Here is a 25266-nt window from a genome sequence, read left to right on the forward strand (position 1 = left end):
CCCGAAGTCAAGAGTTCGCCACAAACGTATCGGCGAGGACCGATATTGACAGCACTGAACCGAGTAGGTAGACACAGAACTGCCCGCGGTGCGGGAGCGCTCCCAGATGAGGAGGAACTCCGTGAGGAAACCCAGACTGTGGGGCGGCATGGCCGCCTTCGCGGCGGCGACGGCCGCGATGACAACGTTGGCAGTAACGCCGGCGCACGCCGCCGCCGGCTTCACCGTGAGCGGTTCGCAGATCCTGGACGCCAACGGCAACGCGTTCGTCATGCGCGGTGTCAACCACGCCCACACCTGGTACCCCGACAAGCTGAGCTCCCTGGCGGACATCAAGGCGCTCGGCGCCAACACCGTCCGCGTGGTGCTCAGCAGCGGGGACCGCTGGACCCGCAATGACGCCTCCGACGTCACCGGCGTGATCGACCGGTGCAAGGCCAACCGGCTCATCTGCGTCCTCGAGGTGCACGACACCACCGGGTACGGCGAGGACAGCGCGGCCACCACGCTGGACCGCGCGGTCGACTACTGGATCAGCATCAGAAGCGCCCTCGCCGGCCAGGAGCGCTACGTGATCCTCGACATCGGCAACGAGCCGTACGGCAACACCGCCACCGCCGGCTGGATCACGGACACCGAGAACGCGATCACCCGGCTCCGGGCCGCCGGGTTCGAGCACTCGATCATGGTGGACGCCCCGAACTGGGGCCAGGACTGGTCGTTCACCATGCGCGACAACGCCGCCTCCGTCTTCGCCACGGACCCACGGCGCAACACCATCTTCTCGATCCACATGTACGGCGTCTTCGACACGGCGGCCGAGATCACCGACTACCTCGGCCGGTTCCGCGCGGCCGGGCTGCCGATCGTCATCGGCGAGTTCGGCTACAACCACTCCGACGGCGACCCGGACGAGGACACCATCATGGCCACCGCCCAGGCCCAGGGCATCGGCTACCTCGGCTGGTCCTGGAGCGGCAACGGCGGCGGCGTCGAATACCTCGACCTCATCACGGACTTCGACGCGACCCGGCTGACCCCATGGGGCGAGCGGCTCTTCCACGGCCCGGACGGCATCAGGGCCACGTCCCGCGAAGCCACCGTCTACGGCACCCCACCATCGTCACCCCCGGGCCGCACCTGCACCGCCACGTACGCGATCACGGGCCAATGGACCGGCGGCTTCCAGGGCGCGGTCACGGTCCAGGCCGGCACCGCCCCGATCAGCGCGTGGACCGTGGCCTGGACCTGGCCCGACGGTCAGCGCTTCACCAACTCCTGGAACGCGGCCGTGACGACCTCGGGCGGCTCGGTGACCGCCCGTTCCCTGTCCTACAACGCGTCGCTCCCCGCCGGTGGCAGCACCTCCTGGGGCTTCACGGCCGCCTGGACCGGCGCGAACACCGCGCCGGCACCGACCTGCACAGCGAGCTAGCAAGCACCTCCACCGCCCGCGGCCGCCGCCACCGCACAGGTGTCGGCGGCGGCTTACGAACACCGGTTGAGTCGTCGCCTCGCACGGCGAAGGTCGCGCCGCATTCGTGCCCATCGGGACATCGCGCGGCGACACCGTGCGGCCGGCATCGCATGCGTCCGCTCCCACACAGCGCGCTCCCGGCCTGTCGACGGCCAGCAGCCCGGTCGCGGGAAGACCGGGTAGGTCCGGGAACGGGCTTACCGCGGGCGAACACCGTCGGCCGGGACGACCACACCGCCGGAGTGCTGTCACCGATCCCGGCGCAGCCGGTGATACACGAACCCTTCCCTGGTGACGCCGCCGTCGGGAGTGAACCCGGCGGCGGCACAGCAGGCGCGGGCGGGATCGTTGTCCACGTGGACGCCGCAGAAGAACTCGTCCACATCGGACGTCTCCGGATGCTCGACCACCGCGCGCAGCAGCGCACGCCCGCGGCCCTCGCGCCAGCGCCGTGGGTCGACCACGAAGGCCAGGCCCATGGAACGGAGGCCGCGGCCGTCGGCGTACACGTCGCCGCCGATGAAGCCCACCTCGCCCGCGGCGTCCACACCGAACCATGCGTGGCAGCGCAGCACCAGGTGGCCGCGGAACACCTCGCCGCCGCCCCGCCCGGCGATGGCGAGCATGCGGGGCAACCAGTCCCGCCCGCCCAGGTAGTGCTGCACCTGGGGGTGGTCGAACCAGGGCGCCGCGGAGTCAGCCAGCGCCTGGGTCGGCGGGACCAGCCTCATGCGCACATCATGCCGGTCCTCGCAAGCCGGCGGCGCCGGCTGTCCCTCCAAAGTGGTGAGTTGCCTCACGACGGCGGGACCCGGCCGCCCCACGGGGGAAGGGCGGCCGGGCCGGTCCTGCCGGGCCTCAGAGGGCCAGGTGCTGCCCCGGGAAGATGAGGTTGGGGTTGCCACCGATCTCACCGCGGTTCAGCTGGTACAGCGCTCGCCAGCCACCCTTGACGTGGTGGCTGCTCGCGATCTTCGCCAGCGTGTCGCCCGGGCGCACGACGTAGGACTTGCCGGTCGCGTGCACCGCCGAGCCCTTCGACTTGCGGATCGTGCTCTTGTGGGCCGCGCTCTTGTGAGTCGTGCCCCGGTGCGCCGTGCTCTTGTGGGTAGTGCTCCGGTGCGCCGTGCTCTTGTGCGCCGTGCTGCGGTGCGAGGTGCTCTTGTGCGAGTACGACTTCGACGAGCCGGCCTTCCTGCCGCACACCGGCCACGCGCCGATGCCCTGTCCGTCGAGGACCTTCTCGGCGATGCGGATCTGCTCCCCACGGCTCGCCCTGTTCGCGGTGCTCGCGTACTTGGTGCCGCCGTACGCCTTCCACGTGCTGCGGCTGAACTGCAGGCCGCCGTAGTAGCCGTTGCCGGTGCTGATGCTCCAGTTGCCGCCGGACTCGCACTGCGCGACTGCGTCCCAGTTCACACCGGACTTCGCCGCGGCCGGGGACGCCGGGCCCAGCAGGGCGGCGGTGCCGGCCGCGCCCGCGACCACCAGGCCGAGGGCACGCAGGGACTGCTTGCGGATCTGTGCCATGAAAGGAAACCTCCACGCCTGCGAGGTCAGCTGTCGGGTTCGGGCCGAGGAGCCCGGCCGCCGTGTGGCGGCTTCACCCCGAGGCGCGGCCAGCGCGCCGTGGAACCTGTGGGTCCCCCGCTCCATGCCTGATCGATTGAGTTCCCGGCCCGGTCGGCGGCAGGACTCGGCGTTACCGACCGCGGGGCCCGCATCTGCGGACCGGCCGACCGTAACCACTTCCCCGGGGGCGATCGCAAACTTCCGGGCCCGATGGTGACGTTGTTTACACCTTTGCGACCGGATCGATCTTTGCCGGAAGGCCGCTTCAGAACGGGATAATCACCGCGGAAAGGACCCACGGTCGTACCGTTGGATCATGGAGGATCCCGCCGTCGCCATCCGCGCCCGGCTGCTCGAGATCACCGGGCCGGAGCCCGGTGCGGGCGAATGCGCGCTGCTCACGAGGCTGCTGAGGTCGTACGTCGCCAAGACGCCCCCGGCGCTGGAGCGGCTGGCCGCCGCGATGGCCGCCGGGGACGTCGCCGAGGTCCAGGATCTGGCACACGCGCTCAAGGGGTCGGCGGCCAACATCGGTGCCGCCGTGCTGACCGGCCTCTTCGCCGGGCTGGAGGACGCCGCGCGCGACGGCCGCCTCCCGGACTCCCGGGTGACGCTGGACCGGATCCAGGACGCCTACGAACGCGTGGCGCCCGTGTGCGCCCGCATCGCCGGCGATCTCCAGCCGGAGACCAGCCACTGACCGCGAAGGATCAGGGCGTCATTCATCCCACCAGGTCGCCGGCGCCGGCGCGCCCACGTTCTCCGACAGCAGGCTCTGCAGGACGCTTGCCAGGACGTCCGGTTGCGCCGGCTTCTCGAGGTACGGCGCATCCGGTCGCACCAGCCCCTGGGCCAGGGCGACGTGCCGCGGGATTCCGCTGATGTAGATCACGTGCATGGCGGGATACTCCGTGCTGACCGCACGGGCGAGGTCGCCCCGGCTGTCACCGGGCAGGGAGAGGTCGGCGATGAGAGCGTCGATCCGCCCCTCCTGCTCCCGGCACACCCGCAGCGCCGATTCCTGGTCCGGCGCGGTGAAGACGCGGAAGCCCCGGGTGGCGAGCATGTGGGCCGTGGTGTCGAGGACGTCGGCGTCGTCGTCGACCATCAGGACCGCGGCGTGACCGGAAAGGTTCGTCATCTCGCCTCCTCGGACCCAGCCTAGGTGCCGGGACCGCCCAGCGGGATCCATTCCGTCGCCGTCGTCACCGACTCCAGCACGGCGGCCAGCGGCTCCACCCCGAGCCCGGGCCCCGTCGGCACCGCCAGGTGGCCGTCCTCCAGCACGAACGGCGCGGTCAGGTCGGTGGCGAAGTAGCGGTCCGAGGCCGAGGTGTCGCCGGGCAGGGTGAAGCCCGGCAAGGCGGCGAGGGCGACGTTCGCCGCCCGTCCGAGCCCGGTCTCCAGCATGCCGCCGCACCACACCGGTACGCCGTGCGCGGCGCACACGTCGTGGATCCGTCGCGCCTCCAGGTAGCCGCCGACCCGGCCCGGCTTCACGTTCACCACCGAGCAGGCACCGAGCGTGATCGCGGCGGCCGCGGACCGGGCCGAGGTGATCGACTCGTCCAGGCACACCGGCGTGGTGATGACCTTGGCCAGCTCCGCGTGCCCGAGCACGTCCTCCTCGTCCAGCGGCTGCTCGATCAGCAGCAGCCCGAACGGGTCGAGCCGGCTCAGGTGCCGCGCGTCCGCGAGCGTGTACGCGGTGTTCGCGTCCACCTGGAGGAGCACCTCGTCGCCGAAGCGCTCCCGGACGGCGCGGACCGGCTCGACGTCCCAGCCCGGCTGGATCTTGAGCTTGATCCGGACGTAGCCGGCGGCGAGGTAGCCGCCGACCGCGTCGAGCAGCTCCGCGATCGAACCCATGATGCCGACGGACACGCCGCACGGCACGCGGTCGCGCACGGCGCCCAGCTCGCGGGCCAGCGACCGGCCCTCCGCCCGCAGTTCGGCGTCGAGGACCGCGGTCTCCAGCGCCGCCTTGGCCATGCGGTGGCCCTTGAACGGAGTGAGAAGGGGTGCCACCGCGTGGGCGTCCAGCCGTGGCGCGGCCGCGAGCGCCGGCACCAGGTAGCGGCGCAGCACGTCCGCGGCGGCTTCGGTGTACTCGCTCGAGTAGCGCGGGTCGGCCATCGCCACGCACTCGCCCCAGCCCTCCGCCCGGTCCGTGACGACGCGCAGCAGCAGCACGTCACGGGTGGTCTCGGTGCCGAACGAGGTACGGAAAGGCGTGACCAGCGGCATGGCGACGCGGCGCAGCTCGATGCCCTCGAGGTTCACGACGGCCTCCTCAGGACGTACCAGCCCGCACGGTCGAAGCCGGTGACGCGGGCGCCGGCGGCGAGCAGGGTGGACAGGGCGTCGCGGACCGCGGGGCGCCACCGCCGGGCCTCGCCGGGATCGCGCCGCCGCAGCGTCTCGACGTCCGGCGGCACGGCGACGAGGAGCTTGCCGCCGTCGAGGTTGCCCGGCACGCCGTCGCGGCCCAGGGCCACCACCGCGCCGGAGGTGTCGTCGCGCAGCGGCGTCGCCGGCCGTGACAGGTCCCAGCGTACGAGGAGCCGGTCCGACTCGTCGTCGCCATTGATCCGGTCGTGCATCGCCCCGTAGAAGTTCGGCAGGTACTCCACCGGGGCCGCGCCCAGCTTCGCCAGGTTGAAGTAGGCGTTGCGGGCGACGAGGGGGTCGAAGGTCCAGCTGATGGCGGTGGCGCCGCGTTCCAGTGCCCAGGACCGCTGGTGCTGCTTGAGGGCGTACCCGACGCTGCGGCCGACGGCCTCGGGCGCCACCCCCGCGATATGGCTGTGCAGCTCCCGGGCGCCCGGCACGCCGAAGAAGCCGACGCAGGCGCCGAGCAGGGCGGCACCGTCGTAGGCGGCGGCCACGTAGTTGCCCGACTTCACCAAGGCACGCAAGAGTTCGGTGCTCAGCACCGGCGAGCCGGGGTCCTGCCGCCAGATCGCGCCGAACAGGCGGTCCACCGCGGCCAGCTCGGAGAGGCCGGTCACCGTGCGCACCTCGACGCTCATCGGAGGCGGTCCGCGATGAGGCCCGCGACCAGGGCGGCGCGCGGGAGCAGTTCGGACACGAGCACGTGCTCGTCGTCGGCGTGGGCGCCGCCGCCGACCGCGCCCAGGCCGTCGAGGGTGGGCGTACCGATGCCGGCGGTGAAGTTGCCGTCCGAGCCGCCGCCCACCGCCGCGGCCGCCGGCTCCGGAAGGCCGAGGCCGGCGGCCACCCGCACGGCGCGGGCGAACAGCGACGCCGACGCGGACGCCTCCATCGGGGGCCGGTTGGGACCGCCGAGGACCTCGAGGACGGCGCCCGGCAGAACCGGTCGCAGGGCGTGCATCGCGGCGTCGATCCGCTGCTGCTCACCTGTGTCGCGCACGCGCACGTCCACGGCGACCTCCCCGGCCGCGGGGACCGTGTTCTCCGACGTGCCGGCGGCGAGCAGGGTCGGCGTGACGGTCGTGCCGCGCGCGGGATCGGCGAGCGCGGCGACCGCCAGCACCTGGTGTGCCAGCTCGATCGTGGCGCTGACGCCGCGTTCGGGCTCCAGGCCGGCGTGCGCGGCGCGGCCGTGGACGCGTACCCGATAGCGCGAGACGCCCTTGCGCTCGGTCTTGAGCGCTCCGCCGCCGGCGGCGGCCTCCAGCACCAGGGCCGCCGCGCAGCCGGCGGCCTCCGACTCCACCAGGTCACGGGAGGTGGGCGAGCCCAGTTCCTCGTCGCAGGTGATCAGCAGGGTGGTCCCGGCACGGTCGGTCAGTCCGGCGATGGCGTGCATCGCCAGCGCCAGCCCGGCCTTCATGTCGACGCAGCCGGGTCCGCGCAACACGCCGTCGCTGATCCCGTACGGATGGGAGGCGAGCGATCCCAGCGGCCACACCGTGTCATGGTGGCCGAGCACGAGCACCCGCCGGGGCCCGGAGCCGAACCGCCAGCGCAGGTGAACCCGGTCCGCCACCACGACCCGCTCCGGGGCCGCTCCCAGCCGGCGCTCACCGATCGCCGCCACCACCTCGGTGCTGCGGGCCAGCGCGGCCGGGTCGGTGGACGGCGACTCGCAGGTCACCATCGCCTCGATGTCGCCGAGCAGCGTGGTCAGGTCCATGCCGGCCGAGCTTAGGCGGTGGCGACGCTGCCGGCCGGGAAGAACCTCGCGTATCTTCACGTACCGGCCGGTGGGCCGGCGAGGAGGACGCGATGGCTGACACGCAGGACGAGCCGCGGGATCCGGTGCTGGTCCGGCCGTACCTCAGCAGCGATCCGGCCGGGCAGGGCGACCGTCCGGAGGAGACCTGGCCGGAACCGGCCACGGAGCCCGGCGACCCGCCGCAGCCGACCGCCGGGGAGCCCGCGGAGGTAAGGCCGCCGCTGCCCGGGGAGGCACCCGGCAGGGCATCCGCGCTGCGGCGCCAGCGCCTGATCGTCCTCGCCGGGGTGGCCGTGCTCGCGCTCGCCGGGACCGCCCTGGTCATCGCCGGTTCCCGCGACGATCGGGCGCTGCCCGAGGCGCGGCCCGGGCCGGCGACGACGGGCTCGCCGGGCGCCGGTCCGGTCGCGAGCAACCCCCGGACGGCCGCCAGCCGGCCGTCGGCGCCACCGGTACCGAGCGCCCGTGCCACCACCGGCCCGGCACCCGCTCGCACCGCGGCCGTGCCCGCCGCGAGAGGCGGGAGGCATTCGGCGTCGCCCGCCCCGCCGCCGTCCGCGACCCTGGCCCCGCCCCCGCGGACCGACCGCACCGGCGCGATCACGTCGGCCGGCGGGCGGTGCCTCACCCTGGGCGGGCTGCTCGGCATCGACGGCAGCCCGATCGAGGTCGCCGGCTGCGGCGGCGTGAGCCCGCAGTCGTTCACCCTGGCCACCGACGGCACGCTGCGCGTCTCGGGCCGCTGCGCGCAGGTCGCCCGCGACGGCGACATCCGTACGATCGGCTGCGACGACCGCGAGAGCTCACAGTGGCGGGCCGGCCCGCACGGCTCCCTGGTCAACCCGGCCACCGGGCACTGCCTGACCGACCCCGGTACGCCCGGCGCCACCGTACGGGCCGAGCCCTGCACCGGCGCCGCCGAGCAGCGGTGGACGCTGCCCTGAACCGCTCAGCGCGCCTCGTGGGCGCGGACGACGGCTGCCATGTCCTCGTCGCCGTGCCCGAGCGCGACGGCCTCGGCGTAGAGGGCGTGACACGCGTCGAGCACCGGCGAGGCGATCCCGGCGGCGCGGGCGGCCTCGGCGATCAGCTGGTTGTTCATCAGCACGTCGCGCAACGAGGCCTGCACGGCGAAGTCCCGGCCCAGCAGCTTGGCCGCCTTGATCCGGGACACGTCGCTGGCCATCGGCCCGGCGTCGAGCACGGCGGTGAGCCGGCCGAGGTCCAGCCCGTGCCGCGCGGCGAAGTGGTACGCCTCGGCGAGCCCGGTGACCATGCTGATCAGGTACAGGTTCACCGCCAGCTTCATCAGCAGCGCCTGCGGCACGGCCCCGCAGTCGACGGCGTCGCGTGTCATCGGCGTGAGCAACGGCCGTACGGTGGCGAGGTCCTCCGGCTCCCCGGCGAGCATGGCGACCAGCTGGCCCGCCTCGGCCGGCTTGCGGGACCCGGAGACCGGCGCCTCGACGTACCGGCCGCCGGCGGCGACCACGTCGTCGGCCAGGCCGCGCGAGTACTCCGGCGAGGTCGTGCCCATATGCACGAGCAGCCTGCCCTCGACGGCGCGGAAGGCGGGCGTACCGCGGCCCAGCACGGCGTCGATCGCCGCGCCGTCGGCGAGCATCATGAGCACGACGTCGGCCTGCTCGAGGACCTCACCCGGGCTCGCCGCGACGGTCGCGCCGTGCTCGCGGACCGCGGCACACCGCTCGGGCCGGCGGCTCCAGACGATCAGCGGGGTGCCCGCCCGCGCGAGGTTGAGCGCCATGGGCTCGCCCATGACCCCGAGACCCAGAAACCCCACGATCTTGCGGTACGCCATGGCCGTACCGTAATCGCGGCCGGCGGTCCGGGGCGCGGGCCAATCCGGCGGATGCGGCCCGCCTAGCCGGTGCGGCCGTTCGCGTAGACGACGCGGAATCCCAGGTGGTCGGCGAGCGCGCTCCAGCGGGTGGAGCGCACCAGCCGCTCGACGCTGTCGATGCGGCCCCCGTTGACCAGGGCGTTGAGCACGACGGTCTCGAAGGCGGCCGACTCCACCCAGTCGATCGCCTTGGTGAAGCCGCACAGCATCGCGGCCTTCGTCTCGTGCAGGAACTCCTTGAGCACCCGGTCCGAGGCGCGCAGCACCGAGCAGCTGCCGAAGTACAGGGTCCGGCCGGCGCACCGCCCGGACATCCAGGCGGCGATCTCGTCGAGCTCCACGGTGGTCTTGGCGGTGAGGCACAGCTGCGACGGCTGGCCGTGCAGAGCGAAGAACCCGACCTTGTAGTCCTGGTACTTGCGGGACAGCCAGGTGTCGAGGTAGTAGTGCAGCTCCTCGGTGGTGGCGGTGTCGCGGTGGATGAAGCGGATGCTGCCGAGGCGCTCGAGCAGCTCGAGCGTCGGGAGCACCGATCCCCGCTCGGTGAGGTCGTCCTCCCACTGGCCCTCGACGCAGAACACTCCCCCGGCCTTGGCCACAGCGCCTCCTTCGCGGTATCGGGATGACGGCCCGACCCGACGACGCTAGCCGACCCCGCCGCCGCCGGTGGGACCGGATACATGAAGGAGGACAAGCCTCACAAACGTTTCAGAGCAGGCCGGAGCGGTGCCAGAGGGCCAGGCCGGGGCCGCCGATGAGGTCGAGCTCACGCAGGTACGCGACCACCCGCTCGGCCGCCCACCGCATGGTCTCGCGGTGGTGCGGGTTGGCCCGCGCGACCTGCGCCCCCACCTGCGGTTCGATGCCCACCGACCGGTAGACCTCCGGCGCGATGAGGCGCCGCCCGGTCAGGTAGGCCGCCCGCGCGATGACCAGCCGGTCGTACGCCAGCCGCTTGCGCCCCGCCGCGCGCACCTTGCGGGCCAGTTCCTCCCGGGCGTAGCGGACGTGCCGGGCCTCCTCGATGACGTGGATCCGCGACACCATCCGGACCAGGGGCTGCACGGTCTCGTCCGCCGCCGCCTCGCGCTGGAGGGCGTCCAGGATCTCCTCGGCGATGAGGATGGCCGCGTACATGCGGGGGCCGCTGGCCGTGGCGGCGAGCCATTTGCCGAGGCCGTTGTCGAAGGCGCCGACGCGGTAGACGGGGGTCTCCAGCTTCTTGATCATGCGGCCGAACATCACCGAGTGGCGGCACTCGTCGGCGACCTCGGTGAGCGCGTACTGGGCGTGGGGCGTGGTCGGGTCCTGTTTGTAGTACTCGCGGACGAGCAGCTGCATGAGGATGGTCTCGAACCAGACGCCCAGGCTGGCGATGCTGGCGACCTCGTGCCGGGTGAGGGTCCGCCGCTGCTCGGCGGAGAGCCCGTCCCACAGCTCGGTGCCGTAGAGCGAGGACCGGTGCTCCGGTACGAAGTAGGCGTCGGGCACCAGCGGGGCGTCCCAGTCGATCTCCACTTCCGGGTCGTAGGAGTGCGATGCCGACGAGCGCAGGAGCCGGGTCGCGGTCTGGGAACGGTCGGGGACATCCACGTCTGACCTCCGCGGGGGATTGACGTTACCGGAAGTAACAGCTACTTCTCGTACTATGAACTTCAGCGACGAGACCGTCAACCGTCCCGACGGGCGCAGCAAGCGATGGGCCGACCATCGCGAGCGCCGGCGCGAAGAACTGGTCGACGCGGTCATCGAGGCGATCCGCGAGCTCGGCCCCGAGCCGGGCATCGACGCGGTGGCGGCGCACGCCGGCGTGAGCAAGCCGGTGCTGTACCGCTACTTCACCGACAAGTCCGGCGTGTGGGACGCCGTCGCGCGCCGGGCGGCCACGGCCGTGGTCGAGGTGGTGGCCCCCGCGGTGGCCGCCGTCCGGGAGGAGCGCGAGGTGGTCCGCGCCGCGGTCGATGCGTACCTGGGCTTCATCGACTCGGACCCGCGGCTGTACCGGTTCGTGGTGCACCAGCGCGGCATCGCCCGGGATCGGGACGTGGTCGGGGAGGCGATCGACGCGGTCGCGAGCGTCCTGGCCCGCATCATCGGCGACCGGCTCCGCAGCCTCGGGCTGGACTCCGGGCCGGCGCTGCCGTGGGCGTACGGGGCCGTCGGCTACGTCCAGACCGTCGGCGACTGGTGGCTGCGCCATCAGCAGCCGATCAGCCGCGAGGCCCTCGCGGACTACGTGACCACGTTCCTGTGGGGCGGCATCACCGGCGTCCGTGCGGCCGCCGACACACCGGGTGGATTGGCGGCGACGTGGTGAGCGCCGCGGACGAGGAATACCGTGGCGAGGCCGTGATCCGCGCCGGCGAGGCGGCGGTGACCGTGGCGGTACGCCTCTCGGCACGGTTCGAGCCGATCGAGGGCCGCTACCGCTGGGCCGGACGCGCGGCGCCCGACGACACCTTGAACGCCCAGCTGCGGGCCGGCGCGCGCGAGGTCGTCGTCCGGATCGGAGAGCGGGAGGCGCCGGCCCGGCTGGGCGAACCCGACCCGTGGGGCGGCGTACGGCTCAGCGGGGTGGGACCGCCGCCGTGGAGCGCAGCGCGCGGGGCGTGACGCCGTACCAGCGGCGCACCGCCCGGCTCAGCGCGGACTGCTCCGCCATCCCGACCATCGCGGTGACCTGGGTGAACGGCAGGTCCGTCTGGGTGATGAGCCGGTGCGCGGCGACCCGGCGGACGTCGTCGAGGATCGCCTCGAAGGTGGTCCCCTCCGCGGCGAGCCGGCGCTGCAGCGTGCGCGGGTGGGTCCGCAGCAGCTTCGCCGTGGCGCCCACCTCCGCCGGCGAGGAGCCCAGCCCCTGGGTGAGCAGCATGCGCACCCGGTCCGCGACGCGCTCGCCGGGCGCCGGGAAGTGGCTCGTGAGGTACTCGACGGCGATGTCGCGCAGCATCTGGTTGCCGCCGGGCACCGGCATGGTCGCCAGGCCGCCCGGCACCCGCAGGACCGCGTCCGGGCGGCCGAAGCGCACCTCCGCGCCGAAGAACCGGGTGTACGCCTCGACCGGCGCCAGCGCGGGGTGCGGCAGGTGCACCGAGCGCAGCCCGTACGGGCCGCCGTGCAGCAGCACGATGATCCGGTGGAACAGGCCCAGCCCGACGTCGACGACCTGCGGCGGGAGCGGTTCGGCGTCCGTACCGCGGTAGAGCAGCCCGACCACGCCCGGACGGCCCGACGGGTCGAGGATCTGCGCGACCGTCATGGCCGGGCTGTGCACGAAGAGATAGCGGCGGGTGGTCTCCAGGGCCTCGCCGAAGGTGGCGGCATTCTCGATGGCCAGGGCGAGCGGGCCCAGCACCGAGGCGTTCTGCAGCCCGGCCAGGCGCAGCCCCAGGTCCGGGCAGGCCAGCTCGGCCGCGGCCACCTCGAGCAGCATCCCCGCGGCGACCGCCGGGATGACGGCGTCCTCGGATTCGACGGCAGCGCAGGTCACGCCGAACCGTCCCAGCAGCGCGACGCCGTCGCCGCCCAGGCTGTCGACCAGTCCCGGCAGTCCCCGCAGCCCCGCGGCGCGCACCATCGACTCCATGGCGCGCAAGGATAAATCCCTGTCGCGGAAAGACAAGTTCACGCCCGGGGTCCGGCGAACACTGGAGCCATGGCCGAACACTTCGACGTCCTCATCATCGGCGCCGGCCTGTCCGGGATCGGCGCGGCGTGGCGGCTGCAGCAGGAGCGGCCGGGCACGACGTACGCGATCCTCGAGGCCCGCACCGCGATCGGCGGCACCTGGGACCTGTTCCGCTATCCCGGCGTGCGCTCGGACTCCGACATGTTCACGCTCAGCTACCCCTTCCGGCCATGGCGCGGCGCCGAGACGATGGCGCCGGGCGATGCCATCCGGCAGTACATCCGGGACACCGCGGCCGACGGCGGGATAGCCCCGCACATCCGCTTCGGCACCAAGGTGCTCGCCGCGAGCTGGGACGGCTCGCGGTGGACCGTCACCACGGGCAAGGGCACATTCACCTGCACTTTCCTGTACGCGTGCGCCGGCTACTACGACTACGCGCAGGGCTACCAGCCCGACTTCCCGGGCCACGAGGAGTTCCGCGGGACGCTCGTGCACCCGCAGTTCTGGCCGGAGGACCTGGACTACACGGGCAAGCGGGTCATCGTCATCGGCAGCGGCGCCACGGCCGTGACGGTGGTGCCCGCGATGGCCGGCACGGCGGCGCACGTGACGATGCTGCAGCGCTCCCCCACGTACATGACCGCCCTGCCGGAGCGGGACGTCATCGCGGACGTCCTGCGCAAGCGGCTGCCCGCGCGGGCCGCCAACAGGATCGTCAGGGCCAAGAACATCCTGCTGACCCAGGGCTTCTACCAGCTCGCGAGGCGCCGGCCGGAACGGGCGAAGGCCCTGCTGCGCCGCTTCGCGCTGCAACACCTGGACGACCCGGCCTACCTGGACGAGCACTTCACGCCCACGTACAACCCGTGGGACCAGCGGCTCTGCGTGGTGCCCGGCGGTGACCTGTTCCAGGCCATCAAGGCGGGCACGGCGTCGGTCGTCACCGCCCACATCGACCGGTTCGTGCCCGAGGGCATCCGGCTCACCGACGGCCGGGTGCTGGAGGCCGACATCGTCGTCTCGGCCACCGGGCTGTCGCTGCTCCCCATCGGCGGCGTCGAGCTCACCGTCGACGGCGAGACCGTGGACCCCGGCCGTACGGTGGCCTACCGGGGCGTGATGCTGGGCGGCGTACCGAACTTCGCCTACTGCATCGGCTACACCAACGCGTCCTGGACGTTGCGCGCCGACCTGTCGCACCGCTACGTCTGCCGGCTGCTGTCCTACATGGCCAAGAACGGCTACACCGTCGCGACTCCGCAGGAGAGGCCCGGCCCGCGCCGGCCGCTGCTCGACCTCACCTCCGGCTACGTGCAGCGCGCGCTGGACCGCTTCCCCAGCCAGGGCGACCGCGACCCGTGGACCGTACGGCAGAACTACCTGCGCGACGTGCTGACCACCCCGCGCGCCGACGTCCGCCGGGACATGACGTTCAGCCGCAGGCCCGCCCCCGTGCTCGAGGAGATTCGATGACAGGACTCACCCCGTACCGGTTCACCGGCCGGACCGCCGTCGTGACCGGCGCCGCGAGCGGCATCGGCGAACAGCTGGCCCACGGCCTCGCCGCGCGCGGCAGCGACCTGGTGCTGGCCGACCGGGACGCGCTGCGCCTCGACGCCGTGGCCGAGGCGGTCCGGTCGGCGCATCCCGGCCGTACCGTCGAAGCCCTGGTCGTCGACCTCGCCGACCGGGACGCCGTGGTGGCGCTGGCGACGGGCATCCGGGAACGCCACCCGCGCCTCGGCCTGCTCGTCAACAACGCCGGCGTCGCGCTCGGCGGCCGCTTCGACCAGGTGGCGGTCGAGGAGTTCGAGTGGGTGATGGCGGTCAACTTCACCGCACCCATGCTGCTCATCCACCACCTGCTCCCGGCGCTGACCGCGGAGCCAGGCTCGCACCTGGTCAACGTCTCCAGCCTGTACGGGCTCATTGCGCCGCCCGGGCAGTCCGCATACAGCTCCAGCAAGTTCGCCCTGCGGGGGCTCAGCGAGGTGCTGCGCAGTGAGCTGCTCGAGAACGGCGTCGGCGTCACCACGGTGCATCCCGGCGGTGTGCGTACCCGGATCGCCGAAAGCGCGCGCATCGGCACCGCCGTGCCCACCGGCGACGTCGAGCAGCACCAGCGGATGTTCGCCGCGATGCTGACCTATCCCCCGGAGAAGGCGGCCGGGGAGATTCTCGACGCCGTCCGGCACCGCCGTGGCCGGGTGCTGATCGCGGCCAGCGCGAAGGTGCCCGACCTGCTCGCCCGGCTGATGCCGGTCTCGCACATGCGAGTGATCAACCGGCTCACCGCGGCCATCGCCCGCCGCGTCCAGGTCAAGGCGCCGGTGAGCAAATGATCAAGGAGCTGACGGTACGCGGTGCCACCATCCGGGTGCACGAGACCGGCGACCCGGACCGCCCGCCCATCCTGCTGCTGCACGGCATCGGGCGCAGCCTCGAGGACTGGTCGCCGCAGCACGAGCGGCTCTCCGCCCGGTGGCGCGTGATCAGCGTCGACCTGCCCGGCTTCGGCCTGTCCGACCGGATGCCCGAGCCGATCACACTCGCCTCGCTGGCCGACGGCGTCCTCGCCACCGTCGACGCCCTCGGCGAGCAGCGTCCCCTGCACGTCATGGGCAACTCGCTCGGCGGCGCGGTGGCGATGCAGCTGCTCGCGTCCCGCCCGGCCCGGGTGTCGACGCTGACGCTGGTCAACAGCGCCGGCTTCGGCAAGGAGGTGGCGTTCTTCCTGCGCGCCCTCGCCATCCCGGGGCTCGGCAAGCCGCTGCTGCGCCGCGTCGACGCCCGGGTCGCCCGGCGGGTGGAGCGCAGTCTGTTCCACGACCGGGCACACGTGACGCAGGAGCGCGTCGAGTTCGCCCTGCGGGTGGCCGCCCGTCCCGAGAACGCGCTGGTGTTCCTCGAGACCGCCCAGGCTCTCGGCGGCTTCCGGGGAATCCGGGCGCCGTGGCGCCGTGCCCTCCTGGAGGAGGTCTCCCGGCACCCGCGCCCGACGCTCATCGTGTGGGGCGACCGCGACCTGATCCTGCCGGCCAAGCAGCTGCCGGCGGCCCGGGCGGCCTTCCCGGACGCGCGCTGGCACCTGTTCCCCGACACCGGGCACATGCCGCAGATCGAACGCGCCGACGAGTTCGCCGATCTCACGGAGCTTTTCCTGACGGCCCGCTCGGACAGCCACGCTTAACCGTGGTGACCACGGCTTAACACCATCGACGGCCCGTGCCCGGCGGACCCGGCACTGACCTAGAGTGATCGACATGTCCGCCTGGCCGACGAGTCCCGCCCACCACCGCTGGCTCGACCAGCACAGCCGCGACCTGCTCGCCTTCGGGCGCCGCACCCCCGACCCCGGGGGCGGCGCCCGCTGGCTCGGCGACCGCGGCGAGCCGGAGCCGGACCGGCCGGTGTCGGCCCTGATCAGCTGCCGGATGACCCACGTGTACGGCATCGGCGCGCTGCTCGGCGTGCCGGGAGCCGGCCGGATCGCGGCGCAGGCGATGGCCGGGCTCACCGGCCGGCTGCGCGACACCGAGCACGGCGGCTGGTTCTCCGCGGAGGGCACCGGCGGCAAGTCCTGCTACGACCACGCCTTCGTCCTGCTCGCGGCCTCCACCGCCGTCCAGGCCGGCCTGCCCGGGGCGGACGACCTGCTGGCCGAGGCCACGAAGACGTTCCTCGAGCGCTTCTGGGACGAGGAGGCCGGCCTCTGCGTCGACACCTGGGACACCGCGTTCACCACGCTCGACGACTACCGCGGCGTCAACGCCAACATGCACGCCGTGGAGGCGATGCTGTCGGTGGCGAGCGTGACCGGCGACCGCACCTGGATCGGCCGCGCGCAGCGCATCTGCCGGTTCGTGGTGGCCACCGCCGAGGCACACCAGTGGCGCATCCCGGAGCATTACGGCCCCGGCTGGCAGCCGCTGCCCGAGTACCACCACGACCGGCCCGACGACCCCTTCAAGCCGTACGGCGCCACGATCGGCCACGGCCTGGAGTGGTCCCGGCTGCTGCTGCACCTGGCATCGGCTCCGACCGTCGGCGAGCCGGCCGGCCTCGCCACCGCCGCCCGTGAACTGTTCGCCCGCGCGGTGACGGACGGCTGGGCGGTCGACGGGCAGCCGGGCTTCGTCTACACCACGGACTGGACGGGCCGGCCGGTGGTCCGCGACCGGATGCACTGGGTCGCGGCGGAAGGCATCAACGCGGCGGCGGCGCTGTACGCGTACACCGGCGAGGCCGGCTACGCGGACCGGTACCGGACCTGGTGGGACTATGTGGACGAGTACGTGATGGACCACGAGCACGGCTCCTGGTTCCACCAGCTCGACGCCGCGAACCGGCCGACGGCGACGGTGTGGCCCGGCAAGGCCGACCTCTACCACGCGTTCCAGGCGACGCTGGGCGCCCGCGTGCCGCTGTGGCCGATGCTGGCGACGGCGGCCGACGAACACCTGGCCGGCGGGCGGTGACCCGCCGGCCCCGGGATCACGGCTTGGTCAGCAGACAGCCGGCAACGGTCAGGTCGATCGTCCGGCTGCTGGTCAGGCAGGTGGTGAACCAGTACGTCTGCTCGCCGTAGCTCTGCCCCTGGTACGCCCGGGTGGTCCCGTCGGCGGCGACCTCGCAGGGGTTGTTCAGCGTGCACATCTCACCGTCGTCGTTGCCGGTGTTGTTGATCCCGATGATCCGGCCGGTGCCCGAGTCCACGATGGGCGACCCGGAGGTGCCGTGGATCGTGTCGCAGGCGCTGTCGTACCGGATCGAGTCGTGCCACGTCCACTGGTCCTCGCGGAGCGTGTCGACGAACGTATCGATCTTGCAGTTCCAGATCCGCTTCCAGTAGCTGGACGGGATGCTCATCGACGTCCCGGCGGCCGCACGGGTGCTCGACAGGGTCAGGGCGGTGGCGCCGTAGCGGCTCTGCAACGTCGAGTACGTGCTGGTCAGGCGGTACAGGGTGACGTCGGTGCCGGTCATCGTCGCGTACAGCACCCGGTCGGCGCGCACCGTGCCGAGGCTTCCGCCGGAGCTGTTGAGCAGCGTGCCGGAGCGGCTGCTGGACCGGTTCTGCAGCACCTGCCCGGCGGCGATGAACCCGCCCTCGTAGCAGTGCCCGTTGGTGAGCATCATCGCCCGGTCACTGCTGACCGAGGTCGGGTAGCGCACCAGCGAGGCGGAACAGTTGCTGAGCTTGATGGTCGAGGCCAGGGTGACCGCCCGGGCGGCCTGCGCGGGGGCAGGGCCGGCGAGCAGCCCGCCGACGGATGCGAGGACTGCGGCGCCGAGGGTGAGCGCACGACGAAGGCGCATCAAGGATCCCTTCTGCTGGGTGCCGCGCGGCCGGATCGGCGACCCACGGACACCGGATGATCTCGGTGTCCCCGATCTTTGCATTGATGTCAGTCCATGTAAATCACGCTCGGCGGAACGGGGATGCCACGTCGCAGACCGGGTCGCCCGGCGAGGCCGCGTCGAGGTCGGCGCCGTAGCCATAGACCTGCCGTGGAACACCACGAACCGCGGCCCGGCCGCCGCGCCCGACCGCTCCGCCAGCGCCCCCAGCCGGTCCGTCGCGCCGCGGATCCAGCCCAGCTCGGCCGAGGGTGACGGGCCGGCGTAGAGCTGCCGGCCGGAGCAGGCCGATCCGGTCGTACGGGCGAAGGGCCCGGATCGACAGCCCGCACCGGCGGGCGAACTCGCCGATCGTCAGCAGCCAGGCCGCGCCGGGCATCAGCTCACCGGGAACGCGACGTCGAAGACCTCGTCGCCGGCCGCCGCGGACATGAAATCAGTCCAGTACGTCTCCCGCGGCGCCCGGGCGACGGCCAGCCCGTTGTCGGAGATCCACTTCTCGACCGCCTCGTACACCCCGCCCAGCTCTCCGCCGGTGACCTGGGCCTTGGTCACCCGGGCATACGCCTCACGGTGCGCCGGGATGGTGCGGTCGCCGCCCGCGGCCACGGTCGCGCAGACCTCGACCGGGGTCGGCCCCTCGTTCGGATTGCCCTCGTAGATCGTGACGAACACCGGCTCGTCACCGGACCGCTCCAGGAACGGCCAGTCCGTGGTGCCGAGCAGGCCACCGGCCGCCCGCGCCCGTTCGGCGACGCGGGCCATCGCACCCGGCAGCCAGGCCTCCAGCGCCGCCTGGTCCACACTGCGCGTCTCGCTCACGACGTGCTGCTCCGGCACGTCGCGCAACCGGATCTCGCCCATGACTACCCACCTCCCGTCCCGGCGGCGCCCGCGCGCCGTCCGGAAGCCACAGTGCAGTCTCTCCCAGCGTCAGGGTCAAGACGACATGGGCGACCCGGCCGTCACCCCTGTCAGGTGACGGCCGGGTCTCGGGGGGAGTGGGGAAAGCTGCTAGCGCGCGCCGAACCGGAAACTCCGGAAGAGCTCCGTCTCCCCGCTGCCGGCCCCACGCAAGCGCAGCGCATAGCTGATCAGCGCGTGGTTCAGCATGTACAGCCGGCTGTTCTCCTCGGCGAGGTCGCCGGACAGCTGACCGACGACCCATTCCATCGGCGTCCTGGCGCCGTACCGCGCCCTGGGGGTGAAGAGGCGGGCCGCGGCGCCGATCTCCCCGAGCGCGTTGACGGCATAGCTGAACGGGTACGGGCGGTTGGCACGGTCCAGCTCCGTGCGGTCCAGATCGGGGAAGCTGTCCACCAGCCGCTCCACGAACGCCCCGGTGATCAGGTCCGGACGGCCCGCGATCATGGCCGTCTCGATCATGTACGCGTACGAGATGCCGTTGAGGAAGAAGTTCTCCCCCGGGTCCACGTGCCGCCACTGGCCGACGAGGGCCTCCACGAAGCCGTCAAGGTCGGGCACCTCGGCGCGCAGACGGCCCAGGTTGTGCAGCGCCACGAGGTAGTACAGCCCCATGTGGGTGCGTTCCACCGGGGTGATCGCGGCCCAGAGCTCTCGCATCTGCGCCAGCCGGTCCCGGCCGTGGGTGAGGTACTCGGGGCGACCCGTCATCGCGATGGCGTTGAGCATCGTGACCAGCGGATAGATCGTGGCGAAGGCCGGCGACATCGGCTGGGGGAAGGACGGCGCCAGCCGGAGTTCGTCGGCCCGGTCCAGGTAGTCGAGGACGGCGGCCACGTGGTCCCGCTCTTCTCCGGCCAGGTGGGCGCCATGGCCGATCAGCGAGATCACCGAGATGAGCATCGCGCCGCCGCGGCCCCGGAAGAACGGTGCGGGCACGTTGTCCAGAAGTCCCAGCGCCTGCGGGACGAGACTGCCGAGGCGGTCCGCGAGCCCCAGTTGGCCGTGGGCCAGGAAGACGGCGGTGAAGGCGGACAGTTTTTCGTAGTCGCCGTGCCGGCCGCTGTTCTCGTCCTTGATGCGGTCGGGCTCGATCCGGTCCACCGTGGCGAGGATCTCCGCGGGGAAGCCGGCCGGCAGCGCGGAGCCGACGCCGAGCTTGGCGACGGCGTCCATGAGGACGGAACCGGCCGTGACCCGGTAGTACGGATTCTTCACCGCTCGGACCTCGTCGGCCACGGCCTCGACCTCCCGGGCGAGGTCGATCCGGTCGCCGCCGGCCACCGTCAGGATCAGGCCGGCCGTACGCCTCGCGAAGGCGGTGTAGGAGTCGCCCTTCGCCCGCTCGGCGACGAGGTCCAGCGAGTGGCGGATCCAGCCGGCGATCTCCGGGTCGTAGTCCACCGGGTACTGCCCCAGGCCGATGCCGCGCACCATCCGGCTCCACGGCGTCGCGATCATCCGGGACTCCGTGGAGAGCTCGTCGAAGCCCATCACTCGTTCCCCTCCCCCGTCGGCAGCGCGGGCACCGGTACGCCGAGGAACTCCGTCCGCGTGCCCTCGAGCATCTCCAGCGCCCAGTTCAGCCACTTGACGCCCTCGCAGTAGATGGCGACGGGCCGGCGCTGCGTCTCGTACGTGTCGATCAGCGTCCCGTCCAGTTCCGCCTGGAAGTGGAAGGGCGGCATAGCCGTGAAGTGGGTGCCCATCACGAACACGAACCGGACCAGCCAGTACGGGTCCTGCTCGAGGAACGGCGAGGCCGGGTCGCCGAGCCCGTACACGTTCGTCATGACCTGGGCGAAGTAGTCCTCCATGCCCGGCGCCGGCCGCGACGGGTCGACGGTCCCGCCCGCCTCCGTGACGTCACGGACCCGGTAGGCCCGCTGGTACGGGTTGCCGTCCAGGAACTCGACGTCCACAGCGGGGGTACGGCCCGGGCCCGTACGCACGCGCAGCCCGAACTGCTCGTAGTGGATCTCGTCGTAGTGGCCGATCGAGTTGTGCCAGGGCTTGTTGTCGTACATGGGGTCGTCCCGGGTCTGCCGGCCCTCGCCCCGGAAGCCGATGGCCCGCGGGTCGAGGAACTTGATACCGATGGTCTCCGCGGTGACGCCGGCCAGCGCCTCGTCGACCACTGCGCGTGGCGCGCCCGCCTCGATCAGGCGCTGCGCCCGCAGCAGCGGCTCCGTGTCGGCGATCTTGATGTTCTCGGTGTTGGTGTCGCCCATCACCAGGGAGTGGAAGCGGGGCTCCAGGATCCGCCGATACGCCGGGCTGCTCCGGAAGGCGCGCAGCAGCGCCCCCGAGTTGCGGTACGGGCGCCCGTTGATGACGATCCGCTCGGTGTCGAGCAGGTCCGCCGTGAAGGTGCGCGGCGCGGTTCGACGGCTCAGCTCCAGCCGGTCCTCGATCTTCTTGAAGTAGGAGACCTCCAGGGTGTCACCGGGCGCCGGCACGCGATGGACGGTGTGCACGGTCTCGTGCAGGACCCGGAAGATCTCCTCGTACAGCCGCGCAATCACCGCAGGCGGCGGCGAGTGACGCTCGACGTAGCGGCTGACCTCCTCCCCGGTGACGTAGCTCATCTCGTAGATCACCTCCCGGTACGTCTCCGGGCCGGACGTGCGCGGGATCTCGCGCTCCTGCACGTCGTAGACGAGCGGGAAGTTGTGCCGCACCGGGTTCGGCAGGGCCTGCAGGAATTCCGCCTGCTTGCGCGCCTTGGCGAACGGCGGCAGCATCACACCGGTGCCGTCGGGCTGCCAGGCGGCGGTGGTCAGCGCCTCGCTGAGGATCTTCCGTACGGTGATGCGGTCGTCGCCCTCCTTGCGCAGGAAGATGGTCATGGATTCGCTGCCGCCCTTGCCGAACCCGACGATGCGCTCGCCCCTGTTCACGTACGCGTTGACGGTGCTGCTCAGCAGGCGCCGCCCCCGGGCGTGCCGCAGCACGTTCTCGTTCTCGTCGGTGAGAATCAGGGTGGACCGCTCCTCGAACTCGTCGAGGGCGGGGTTGGCCCGCTTGCGCCAGATGTCTGCCGGCGCCTCGACGGAGATGACGTCGACCCGGAAGGGCCCGGCGCTGAGCGTGGCGGGATCGAGCGCCGACCCCAGGGAGACGATCTGGCAATTGCCGTTGAGCTGGATCTTGCGCCCGCGGATGCCGAGGGCGTCAGGCGAAGACAACACGGGTGGTGGCCTCCAGGTCCTTGATCGTCTGAAGAGGAATGCCGTCCAGCGAGAGGATCGGGCTGTCGGGCGTACGCAGCGAGGTCACGATGCGGTCCAGGGCCTGGCGCAACTCCGGCGGCCGCGAGTCGACGCGCAGGTACGCCCGGTAGAGGGCGACAGCGTCGGTCAGGGCCACCGCCCCGGACACCGCCAGGGCCACCAGCCAGCCCATCGGATCGCTGCCCTCGAGGTAGTAGTCATGCGCGAAGATGGCGGGCCGGTGCAACCGCAGGACCTGGAAAAGGGCGTACTGGTAGACGACGTAGCTCACGGCGATCTGCTCGACCGTCGGCGCGGTGGCCCCCTCGAGGGTGAGGAAACCGTCGTCCTCGATGCCGAGGTGCTCGAGCACGTCGTCGTAGATCCGGCGGGCGACGGGCTGCGCATCGAGCAGGGTCCGCGTCTTGCGGGCCAACTCGGCCAGGCCGACCTCGGCCAGCTTGTCGAAGTGGAACACGAGCGCCTCCGGCTGGCTGACCTCGGACGTGCTCCGGTCCGCCACCGCGCCCGCCGCGTCGAGGACCGAGAGCTCGGCGTAGACCCGGCCGACCCGGTCCGCGCCGCCGGTGATGTGCTTCTTGGACCGGGCGTGCAGCACCAGCTCGCCCGCCTCGACGTCGACACTCTGCCGGTGCTGCCGGGTGTGCTGGAAGACCTCGAGGAACCGGTAGAACGCGGGCGCACCGTCGCGGTCGGGGTGCAGCATCTCGTTCGTGATGATCCGCCCGATGGCCCGGTGGAAGTACCGCTCGGCGAACGGGTTCCCGGTGGCCAGCCGGAACAGCTCGCGCAGCAGGTCGTACTGCCGGTCCGCCAGCCCGTCGCCGGCGTGGTAGACCTTCTCCAACTCGGCCATGATGTCGTCCATCAGACGCACGGAGCCCAGCAGCAGGTCGGCCTGCTCCGCCGCTCCGGTCCAGGCCAGCAGCGGCAGTTCAACGTCGTTGTCCGCGAGCAGCTGCAGCGACTTCCCGCCCGGCCCCAGCTCCAGGACGATGTCGGGCCGGAGGCCGGCCAGCGTCTCCACGGTCGCCCTCGAGGCCATCACCTCGTCCGTGACGGCCAGCACGCCGTTGCGAACCTCCGCGGCCGTCGTGAGCAGGCCGCTGTCGTTGTTGGAGACGATCGGCACCCGCGGCCGCGCGAAGACGATGCCGTTGTCGTCGAGGAAGGCCGCCAGCGCGTCGCGCGCGGGTCGCATCCGCACGGAATGCGCCAGGAACGTCGTCGGTGCCTTGAGTTCCTCGGACCGCACCCGGGGGAACTTGCGCAGGAACAGGTCGAATGCGGCCTTCACGCCGGCCCGGACGTAGACGTTGGTCTGCTGCCGCGAATACGTCTTGTGGACCTCCACGTCCGCACCGAGACCGAGGGCCTCGAGGTCGTCGAGCAGCGCGCCGAGGTGCTCAGGGTCTCCGCGCAGGCCGACCACGTGGTGGGGCTCCGGCACGAGCGCGTGTCCCCGCACCGGCTCGGGGAGGTAGGAGGCGATCTCCTCCTCGAACGGACCGCCGCCGGTGATCCCCTCGGCTGCCTGCAGCATCAGCGGCGTGAAGGCGTACGCGATCTTCACACCGTCCCCGACGGACAGGGCGCCGCTCGCGACGGCCGCGGTGATGACGCCGAAACTCTCCCCCGCGTACGCCGTGAAGCCGAGCCGGACACCACGGCCGGCCGCCAGGCTCCGCAGCCGCGCCTCGAGCGCGAGGCTGTGCACCAGCAGGGCCACGCCGATGAAGCCCTGCCGCGCCATCCTGCCCGCCGGGTAGGTGCCGGGCTCCGGCAGCAGCCGGTGCGGCTGCCCCGGGAAGCCGAGCGCGGTCGCGGCCTCATCGTAGATCGCCGCCACCGTGGCGTCCCCGGACTCCAGCAGTGCCCGGCCGAGGTTCTGGTACGCGGCCCGGCTGCCCAGCCCCGGGAAGAAACCCGCGATCTGCCCGCTGCCGGCCCGCGGCAGATACTCCGGGACCGCCAGGTCCATCCGGCGGGCGTGCTCCCGCGAGAACAGGAAGGCATTGGTACGCGACAGCGCGCGGTTCAGCCGGGTCGCGTCGTCGAGGGTGTCCGGCATCAGCACCGGTGACGCCGGACCGGTCCCGCCCATGAGGAAGACCGCGAGGAACTCGCATTCCCTCAGGTCCGCCACGATCCGCAGCAGAGCGTCGCGGTCCATGCCGCCGACCGCGCCCGCGTCGAGGGCGTGCGCCGGCGACAACATCGCCAGGGTGGCCGGATCGGCGAACGCCTCCCGGAGGTTCTCGGTGCCATCGAGCCCCAGCTCCGCCAGGATCGCCTCCCGCGGCACCATCCGCAGGGCGAGGACGGGCTGGACGCCGCGCCGCACCCGCAGCGACAACTGGACCGTGAGCTCCAGCGCGTGCTGGAGGCCGGGGTCCAGCCCGCTGCGCCGCAGCTCCAGCGTGGCCAGGCGGAGGTTGCGGACGAACTCCGACTCGCCGGTGTCCTCGCCCTGGGTCAGCGCCTTGAGGGCGGCCCGGATCGGGGCATGGACGATGCCGACGTCCGGGCGTTCGAGGACCCCGCCGAGCAGGCTCCGCATTCCCTTCGTGCCGAGCAGCAGCGTGCTCGCCGCCGGCTCCCTGGCCCCCTCGACCAGCCGGTAGTGCGGGCGCAGGGCGTCCAGGAACCTGCGGCCGGACGCGTACGCCCCGGCGTCGCCGTCCTCGGCGCTCAGGCCGAACACCGTCTGCTGGTCGTAATCGAGGATGAGGTCGAACGTCCCACCGCGCGGTGTGATGGCCGCGACGTCGAACGGGACGTCCGTCGCCGCGCCGGGCGGCGTCGTGATCAGGCTCAGGTGGTCGGCGTGGATCTCCACGTCCGTCACCTCGGGAAGGGATGTCTGCTCGAGCGCGCCGGCGATCGCCCGCTCGAGGACGGCGCTGCCGCGGGGATAGGCCCCTCGCAGGGACGACACCACGCGCGGCGAGACGCCGGGCAATTGTTTCTCCGGTCCGGACAGCACAGTCGACCGTTCCAACGCATCCTCCCGTGAAAGTGCGGCGCCGAGCGCCGGCCGTG

At 72.4% G+C, this 25266-nt stretch carries 25 protein-coding genes and 1 riboswitch; of the genes, 9 read left to right on the forward strand and 16 right to left on the reverse strand.

Annotation, left to right across the window (positions count from 1 at the left end; translation table 11 throughout):
* Positions 1-148: 148 nt before the first annotated feature.
* A complete protein-coding gene (locus ACIBO8_RS19145; RefSeq protein ID WP_396117099.1) occupies positions 149-1435 on the forward strand; it encodes a cellulase family glycosylhydrolase in 1287 nt (428 codons plus the stop codon).
* A 290-nt stretch (positions 1436-1725) separates the two neighbouring features.
* On the opposite strand, the gene ACIBO8_RS19150 is transcribed toward ACIBO8_RS19145, so the two are convergent.
* Complete coding sequence (locus tag ACIBO8_RS19150; protein ID WP_396116576.1) at positions 1726-2208, reverse strand: GNAT family N-acetyltransferase; 483 nt, start codon at positions 2206-2208, stop codon at positions 1726-1728.
* A 127-nt stretch (positions 2209-2335) separates the two neighbouring features.
* Positions 2336-3007: a transglycosylase family protein gene (locus tag ACIBO8_RS19155; RefSeq protein ID WP_396116577.1), complete on the reverse strand. Its 672-nt coding sequence runs from the start codon at positions 3005-3007 to the stop codon at positions 2336-2338.
* 1 nt (position 3008) lies between these two features.
* A riboswitch (cyclic di-AMP (ydaO/yuaA leader) is annotated at positions 3009-3189 on the reverse strand.
* 176 nt (positions 3190-3365) lie between these two features.
* Between ACIBO8_RS19155 and ACIBO8_RS19160 the strand changes: the two genes are divergently transcribed.
* On the forward strand, positions 3366-3749 hold the full coding sequence (locus ACIBO8_RS19160) for an Hpt domain-containing protein (protein WP_396116578.1): 384 nt from the start codon (positions 3366-3368) through the stop codon (positions 3747-3749).
* Positions 3750-3767: 18 nt separating this feature from the next.
* Here ACIBO8_RS19160 and ACIBO8_RS19165 read toward each other — a convergent pair whose 3' ends face one another.
* The 4 genes from ACIBO8_RS19165 to ACIBO8_RS19180 are packed head-to-tail and all read right to left on the reverse strand — an operon-like array spanning position 3768 to position 7169.
* Positions 3768-4190, reverse strand: coding sequence for a response regulator (locus ACIBO8_RS19165; protein WP_396116579.1), 423 nt, complete (start codon positions 4188-4190; stop codon positions 3768-3770).
* Positions 4191-4210: 20 nt separating this feature from the next.
* Positions 4211-5332, reverse strand: a complete 1122-nt coding sequence (gene menC, locus ACIBO8_RS19170) for an o-succinylbenzoate synthase (protein WP_396116580.1) — start codon at positions 5330-5332, stop codon at positions 4211-4213.
* Positions 5329-6081 (reverse strand): GNAT family N-acetyltransferase, encoded by a 753-nt coding sequence (locus ACIBO8_RS19175; protein ID WP_396116581.1) that lies wholly within the window; start codon positions 6079-6081, stop codon positions 5329-5331. The genes menC and ACIBO8_RS19175 overlap by 4 nt, the downstream gene beginning before the upstream one ends.
* A complete protein-coding gene (locus ACIBO8_RS19180) occupies positions 6078-7169 on the reverse strand; it encodes a M20 family metallopeptidase (protein WP_396116582.1) in 1092 nt (363 codons plus the stop codon). The genes ACIBO8_RS19175 and ACIBO8_RS19180 overlap by 4 nt, the downstream gene beginning before the upstream one ends.
* A gap of 92 nt (positions 7170-7261) precedes the next feature.
* Here ACIBO8_RS19180 and ACIBO8_RS19185 point away from each other — a divergent pair, with 92 nt between their 5' ends.
* Positions 7262-8155 carry a ricin-type beta-trefoil lectin domain protein gene (locus ACIBO8_RS19185; protein WP_396116583.1) on the forward strand — a complete coding sequence of 298 codons (894 nt, stop codon included), beginning with the start codon at positions 7262-7264 and terminating at the stop codon, positions 8153-8155.
* 5 nt (positions 8156-8160) lie between these two features.
* On the opposite strand, the gene ACIBO8_RS19190 is transcribed toward ACIBO8_RS19185, so the two are convergent.
* The 3 genes from ACIBO8_RS19190 to ACIBO8_RS19200 all read right to left on the reverse strand — a co-directional run bounded on the left by ACIBO8_RS19190 (position 8161) and on the right by ACIBO8_RS19200 (position 10668).
* Complete coding sequence (locus tag ACIBO8_RS19190) at positions 8161-9033, reverse strand: NAD(P)-dependent oxidoreductase (protein WP_396116584.1); 873 nt, start codon at positions 9031-9033, stop codon at positions 8161-8163.
* A gap of 62 nt (positions 9034-9095) precedes the next feature.
* Entirely contained in the window at positions 9096-9674 is a 579-nt protein-coding gene (locus ACIBO8_RS19195; protein WP_396116585.1) for a DUF6642 family protein, read from the reverse strand.
* A 109-nt stretch (positions 9675-9783) separates the two neighbouring features.
* Positions 9784-10668, reverse strand: coding sequence for a diiron oxygenase (locus ACIBO8_RS19200; RefSeq protein ID WP_396116586.1), 885 nt, complete (start codon positions 10666-10668; stop codon positions 9784-9786).
* 55 nt (positions 10669-10723) lie between these two features.
* Between ACIBO8_RS19200 and ACIBO8_RS19205 the strand changes: the two genes are divergently transcribed.
* Positions 10724-11392 carry a TetR family transcriptional regulator gene (locus ACIBO8_RS19205; protein ID WP_396116587.1) on the forward strand — a complete coding sequence of 223 codons (669 nt, stop codon included), beginning with the start codon at positions 10724-10726 and terminating at the stop codon, positions 11390-11392.
* Complete coding sequence (locus tag ACIBO8_RS19210; protein WP_396116588.1) at positions 11386-11688, forward strand: DUF4873 domain-containing protein; 303 nt, start codon at positions 11386-11388, stop codon at positions 11686-11688. Before ACIBO8_RS19205 ends, ACIBO8_RS19210 begins: the two co-directional genes overlap by 7 nt.
* On the opposite strand, the gene ACIBO8_RS19215 is transcribed toward ACIBO8_RS19210, so the two are convergent.
* A complete protein-coding gene (locus ACIBO8_RS19215) occupies positions 11642-12661 on the reverse strand; it encodes an AraC family transcriptional regulator (RefSeq protein ID WP_396116589.1) in 1020 nt (339 codons plus the stop codon). The genes ACIBO8_RS19210 and ACIBO8_RS19215 overlap by 47 nt on opposite strands.
* Before the next feature lie 69 nt (positions 12662-12730).
* On the opposite strand from ACIBO8_RS19215, the gene ACIBO8_RS19220 reads away from it, so the two are divergent.
* The 4 genes from ACIBO8_RS19220 to ACIBO8_RS19235 all read left to right on the forward strand — a co-directional run bounded on the left by ACIBO8_RS19220 (position 12731) and on the right by ACIBO8_RS19235 (position 17184).
* Entirely contained in the window at positions 12731-14179 is a 1449-nt protein-coding gene (locus ACIBO8_RS19220; RefSeq protein ID WP_396116590.1) for a flavin-containing monooxygenase, read from the forward strand.
* Complete coding sequence (locus ACIBO8_RS19225; RefSeq protein ID WP_396116591.1) at positions 14176-15048, forward strand: SDR family NAD(P)-dependent oxidoreductase; 873 nt, start codon at positions 14176-14178, stop codon at positions 15046-15048. The genes ACIBO8_RS19220 and ACIBO8_RS19225 overlap by 4 nt, the downstream gene beginning before the upstream one ends.
* On the forward strand, positions 15045-15896 hold the full coding sequence (locus ACIBO8_RS19230) for an alpha/beta fold hydrolase (RefSeq protein ID WP_396116592.1): 852 nt from the start codon (positions 15045-15047) through the stop codon (positions 15894-15896). The genes ACIBO8_RS19225 and ACIBO8_RS19230 overlap by 4 nt, the downstream gene beginning before the upstream one ends.
* 73 nt (positions 15897-15969) lie before the next feature.
* Positions 15970-17184, forward strand: a complete 1215-nt coding sequence (locus tag ACIBO8_RS19235) for an AGE family epimerase/isomerase (protein WP_396116593.1) — start codon at positions 15970-15972, stop codon at positions 17182-17184.
* 16 nt (positions 17185-17200) lie between these two features.
* Here ACIBO8_RS19235 and ACIBO8_RS19240 read toward each other — a convergent pair whose 3' ends face one another.
* From ACIBO8_RS19240 to ACIBO8_RS19265, 6 genes are all read right to left on the reverse strand, one after another.
* Complete coding sequence (locus ACIBO8_RS19240) at positions 17201-18025, reverse strand: serine protease (RefSeq protein ID WP_396116594.1); 825 nt, start codon at positions 18023-18025, stop codon at positions 17201-17203.
* Between the two features lie 103 nt (positions 18026-18128).
* Positions 18129-18446 carry a MerR family DNA-binding transcriptional regulator gene (locus ACIBO8_RS19245; protein ID WP_396116595.1) on the reverse strand — a complete coding sequence of 106 codons (318 nt, stop codon included), beginning with the start codon at positions 18444-18446 and terminating at the stop codon, positions 18129-18131.
* Positions 18446-18931: a hypothetical protein gene (locus ACIBO8_RS19250; RefSeq protein WP_396116596.1), complete on the reverse strand. Its 486-nt coding sequence runs from the start codon at positions 18929-18931 to the stop codon at positions 18446-18448. The genes ACIBO8_RS19245 and ACIBO8_RS19250 overlap by 1 nt, the downstream gene beginning before the upstream one ends.
* A 150-nt stretch (positions 18932-19081) precedes the next feature.
* A complete protein-coding gene (locus ACIBO8_RS19255) occupies positions 19082-20485 on the reverse strand; it encodes a hypothetical protein (RefSeq protein WP_396116597.1) in 1404 nt (467 codons plus the stop codon).
* Positions 20485-22182 carry a hypothetical protein gene (locus ACIBO8_RS19260; RefSeq protein ID WP_396116598.1) on the reverse strand — a complete coding sequence of 566 codons (1698 nt, stop codon included), beginning with the start codon at positions 22180-22182 and terminating at the stop codon, positions 20485-20487. The genes ACIBO8_RS19255 and ACIBO8_RS19260 overlap by 1 nt, the downstream gene beginning before the upstream one ends.
* Positions 22166-25225, reverse strand: coding sequence for a hypothetical protein (locus ACIBO8_RS19265; protein WP_396116599.1), 3060 nt, complete (start codon positions 25223-25225; stop codon positions 22166-22168). The genes ACIBO8_RS19260 and ACIBO8_RS19265 overlap by 17 nt, the downstream gene beginning before the upstream one ends.
* Positions 25226-25266: the final 41 nt, after the last annotated feature.

Source organism: Actinoplanes sp. NPDC049681, assembly GCF_044465265.1.
Classification (GTDB): domain Bacteria; phylum Actinomycetota; class Actinomycetes; order Mycobacteriales; family Micromonosporaceae; genus Actinoplanes.

Bases quoted from the DNA above. Each gene is read 5' to 3' on its own strand.
- ACIBO8_RS19245 (WP_396116595.1), bottom strand. From the start codon at position 18,446: ATGCCCGGCGCGGCCTGGCTGCTGACGATCGGCGAGTTCGCCCGCCGG.
- ACIBO8_RS19225 (WP_396116591.1), top strand. From the start codon at position 14,176: ATGACAGGACTCACCCCGTACCGGTTCACCGGCCGGACCGCCGTCGTG.
- ACIBO8_RS19235 (WP_396116593.1), top strand. From the start codon at position 15,970: ATGTCCGCCTGGCCGACGAGTCCCGCCCACCACCGCTGGCTCGACCAG.
- ACIBO8_RS19220 (WP_396116590.1), top strand. From the start codon at position 12,731: ATGGCCGAACACTTCGACGTCCTCATCATCGGCGCCGGCCTGTCCGGG.
- ACIBO8_RS19180 (WP_396116582.1), bottom strand. From the start codon at position 7,169: ATGGACCTGACCACGCTGCTCGGCGACATCGAGGCGATGGTGACCTGC.
- ACIBO8_RS19255 (WP_396116597.1), bottom strand. From the start codon at position 20,485: ATGGGCTTCGACGAGCTCTCCACGGAGTCCCGGATGATCGCGACGCCG.
- ACIBO8_RS19165 (WP_396116579.1), bottom strand. From the start codon at position 4,190: ATGACGAACCTTTCCGGTCACGCCGCGGTCCTGATGGTCGACGACGAC.
- ACIBO8_RS19145 (WP_396117099.1), top strand. From the start codon at position 149: ATGGCCGCCTTCGCGGCGGCGACGGCCGCGATGACAACGTTGGCAGTA.
- ACIBO8_RS19175 (WP_396116581.1), bottom strand. From the start codon at position 6,081: ATGAGCGTCGAGGTGCGCACGGTGACCGGCCTCTCCGAGCTGGCCGCG.
- ACIBO8_RS19230 (WP_396116592.1), top strand. From the start codon at position 15,045: ATGATCAAGGAGCTGACGGTACGCGGTGCCACCATCCGGGTGCACGAG.
- ACIBO8_RS19205 (WP_396116587.1), top strand. From the start codon at position 10,724: ATGAACTTCAGCGACGAGACCGTCAACCGTCCCGACGGGCGCAGCAAG.
- ACIBO8_RS19160 (WP_396116578.1), top strand. From the start codon at position 3,366: ATGGAGGATCCCGCCGTCGCCATCCGCGCCCGGCTGCTCGAGATCACC.
- ACIBO8_RS19190 (WP_396116584.1), bottom strand. From the start codon at position 9,033: ATGGCGTACCGCAAGATCGTGGGGTTTCTGGGTCTCGGGGTCATGGGC.
- ACIBO8_RS19150 (WP_396116576.1), bottom strand. From the start codon at position 2,208: ATGAGGCTGGTCCCGCCGACCCAGGCGCTGGCTGACTCCGCGGCGCCC.
- ACIBO8_RS19155 (WP_396116577.1), bottom strand. From the start codon at position 3,007: ATGGCACAGATCCGCAAGCAGTCCCTGCGTGCCCTCGGCCTGGTGGTC.
- ACIBO8_RS19185 (WP_396116583.1), top strand. From the start codon at position 7,262: ATGGCTGACACGCAGGACGAGCCGCGGGATCCGGTGCTGGTCCGGCCG.
- ACIBO8_RS19250 (WP_396116596.1), bottom strand. From the start codon at position 18,931: ATGGGCGAGATCCGGTTGCGCGACGTGCCGGAGCAGCACGTCGTGAGC.
- ACIBO8_RS19240 (WP_396116594.1), bottom strand. From the start codon at position 18,025: ATGCGCCTTCGTCGTGCGCTCACCCTCGGCGCCGCAGTCCTCGCATCC.
- ACIBO8_RS19215 (WP_396116589.1), bottom strand. From the start codon at position 12,661: ATGGAGTCGATGGTGCGCGCCGCGGGGCTGCGGGGACTGCCGGGACTG.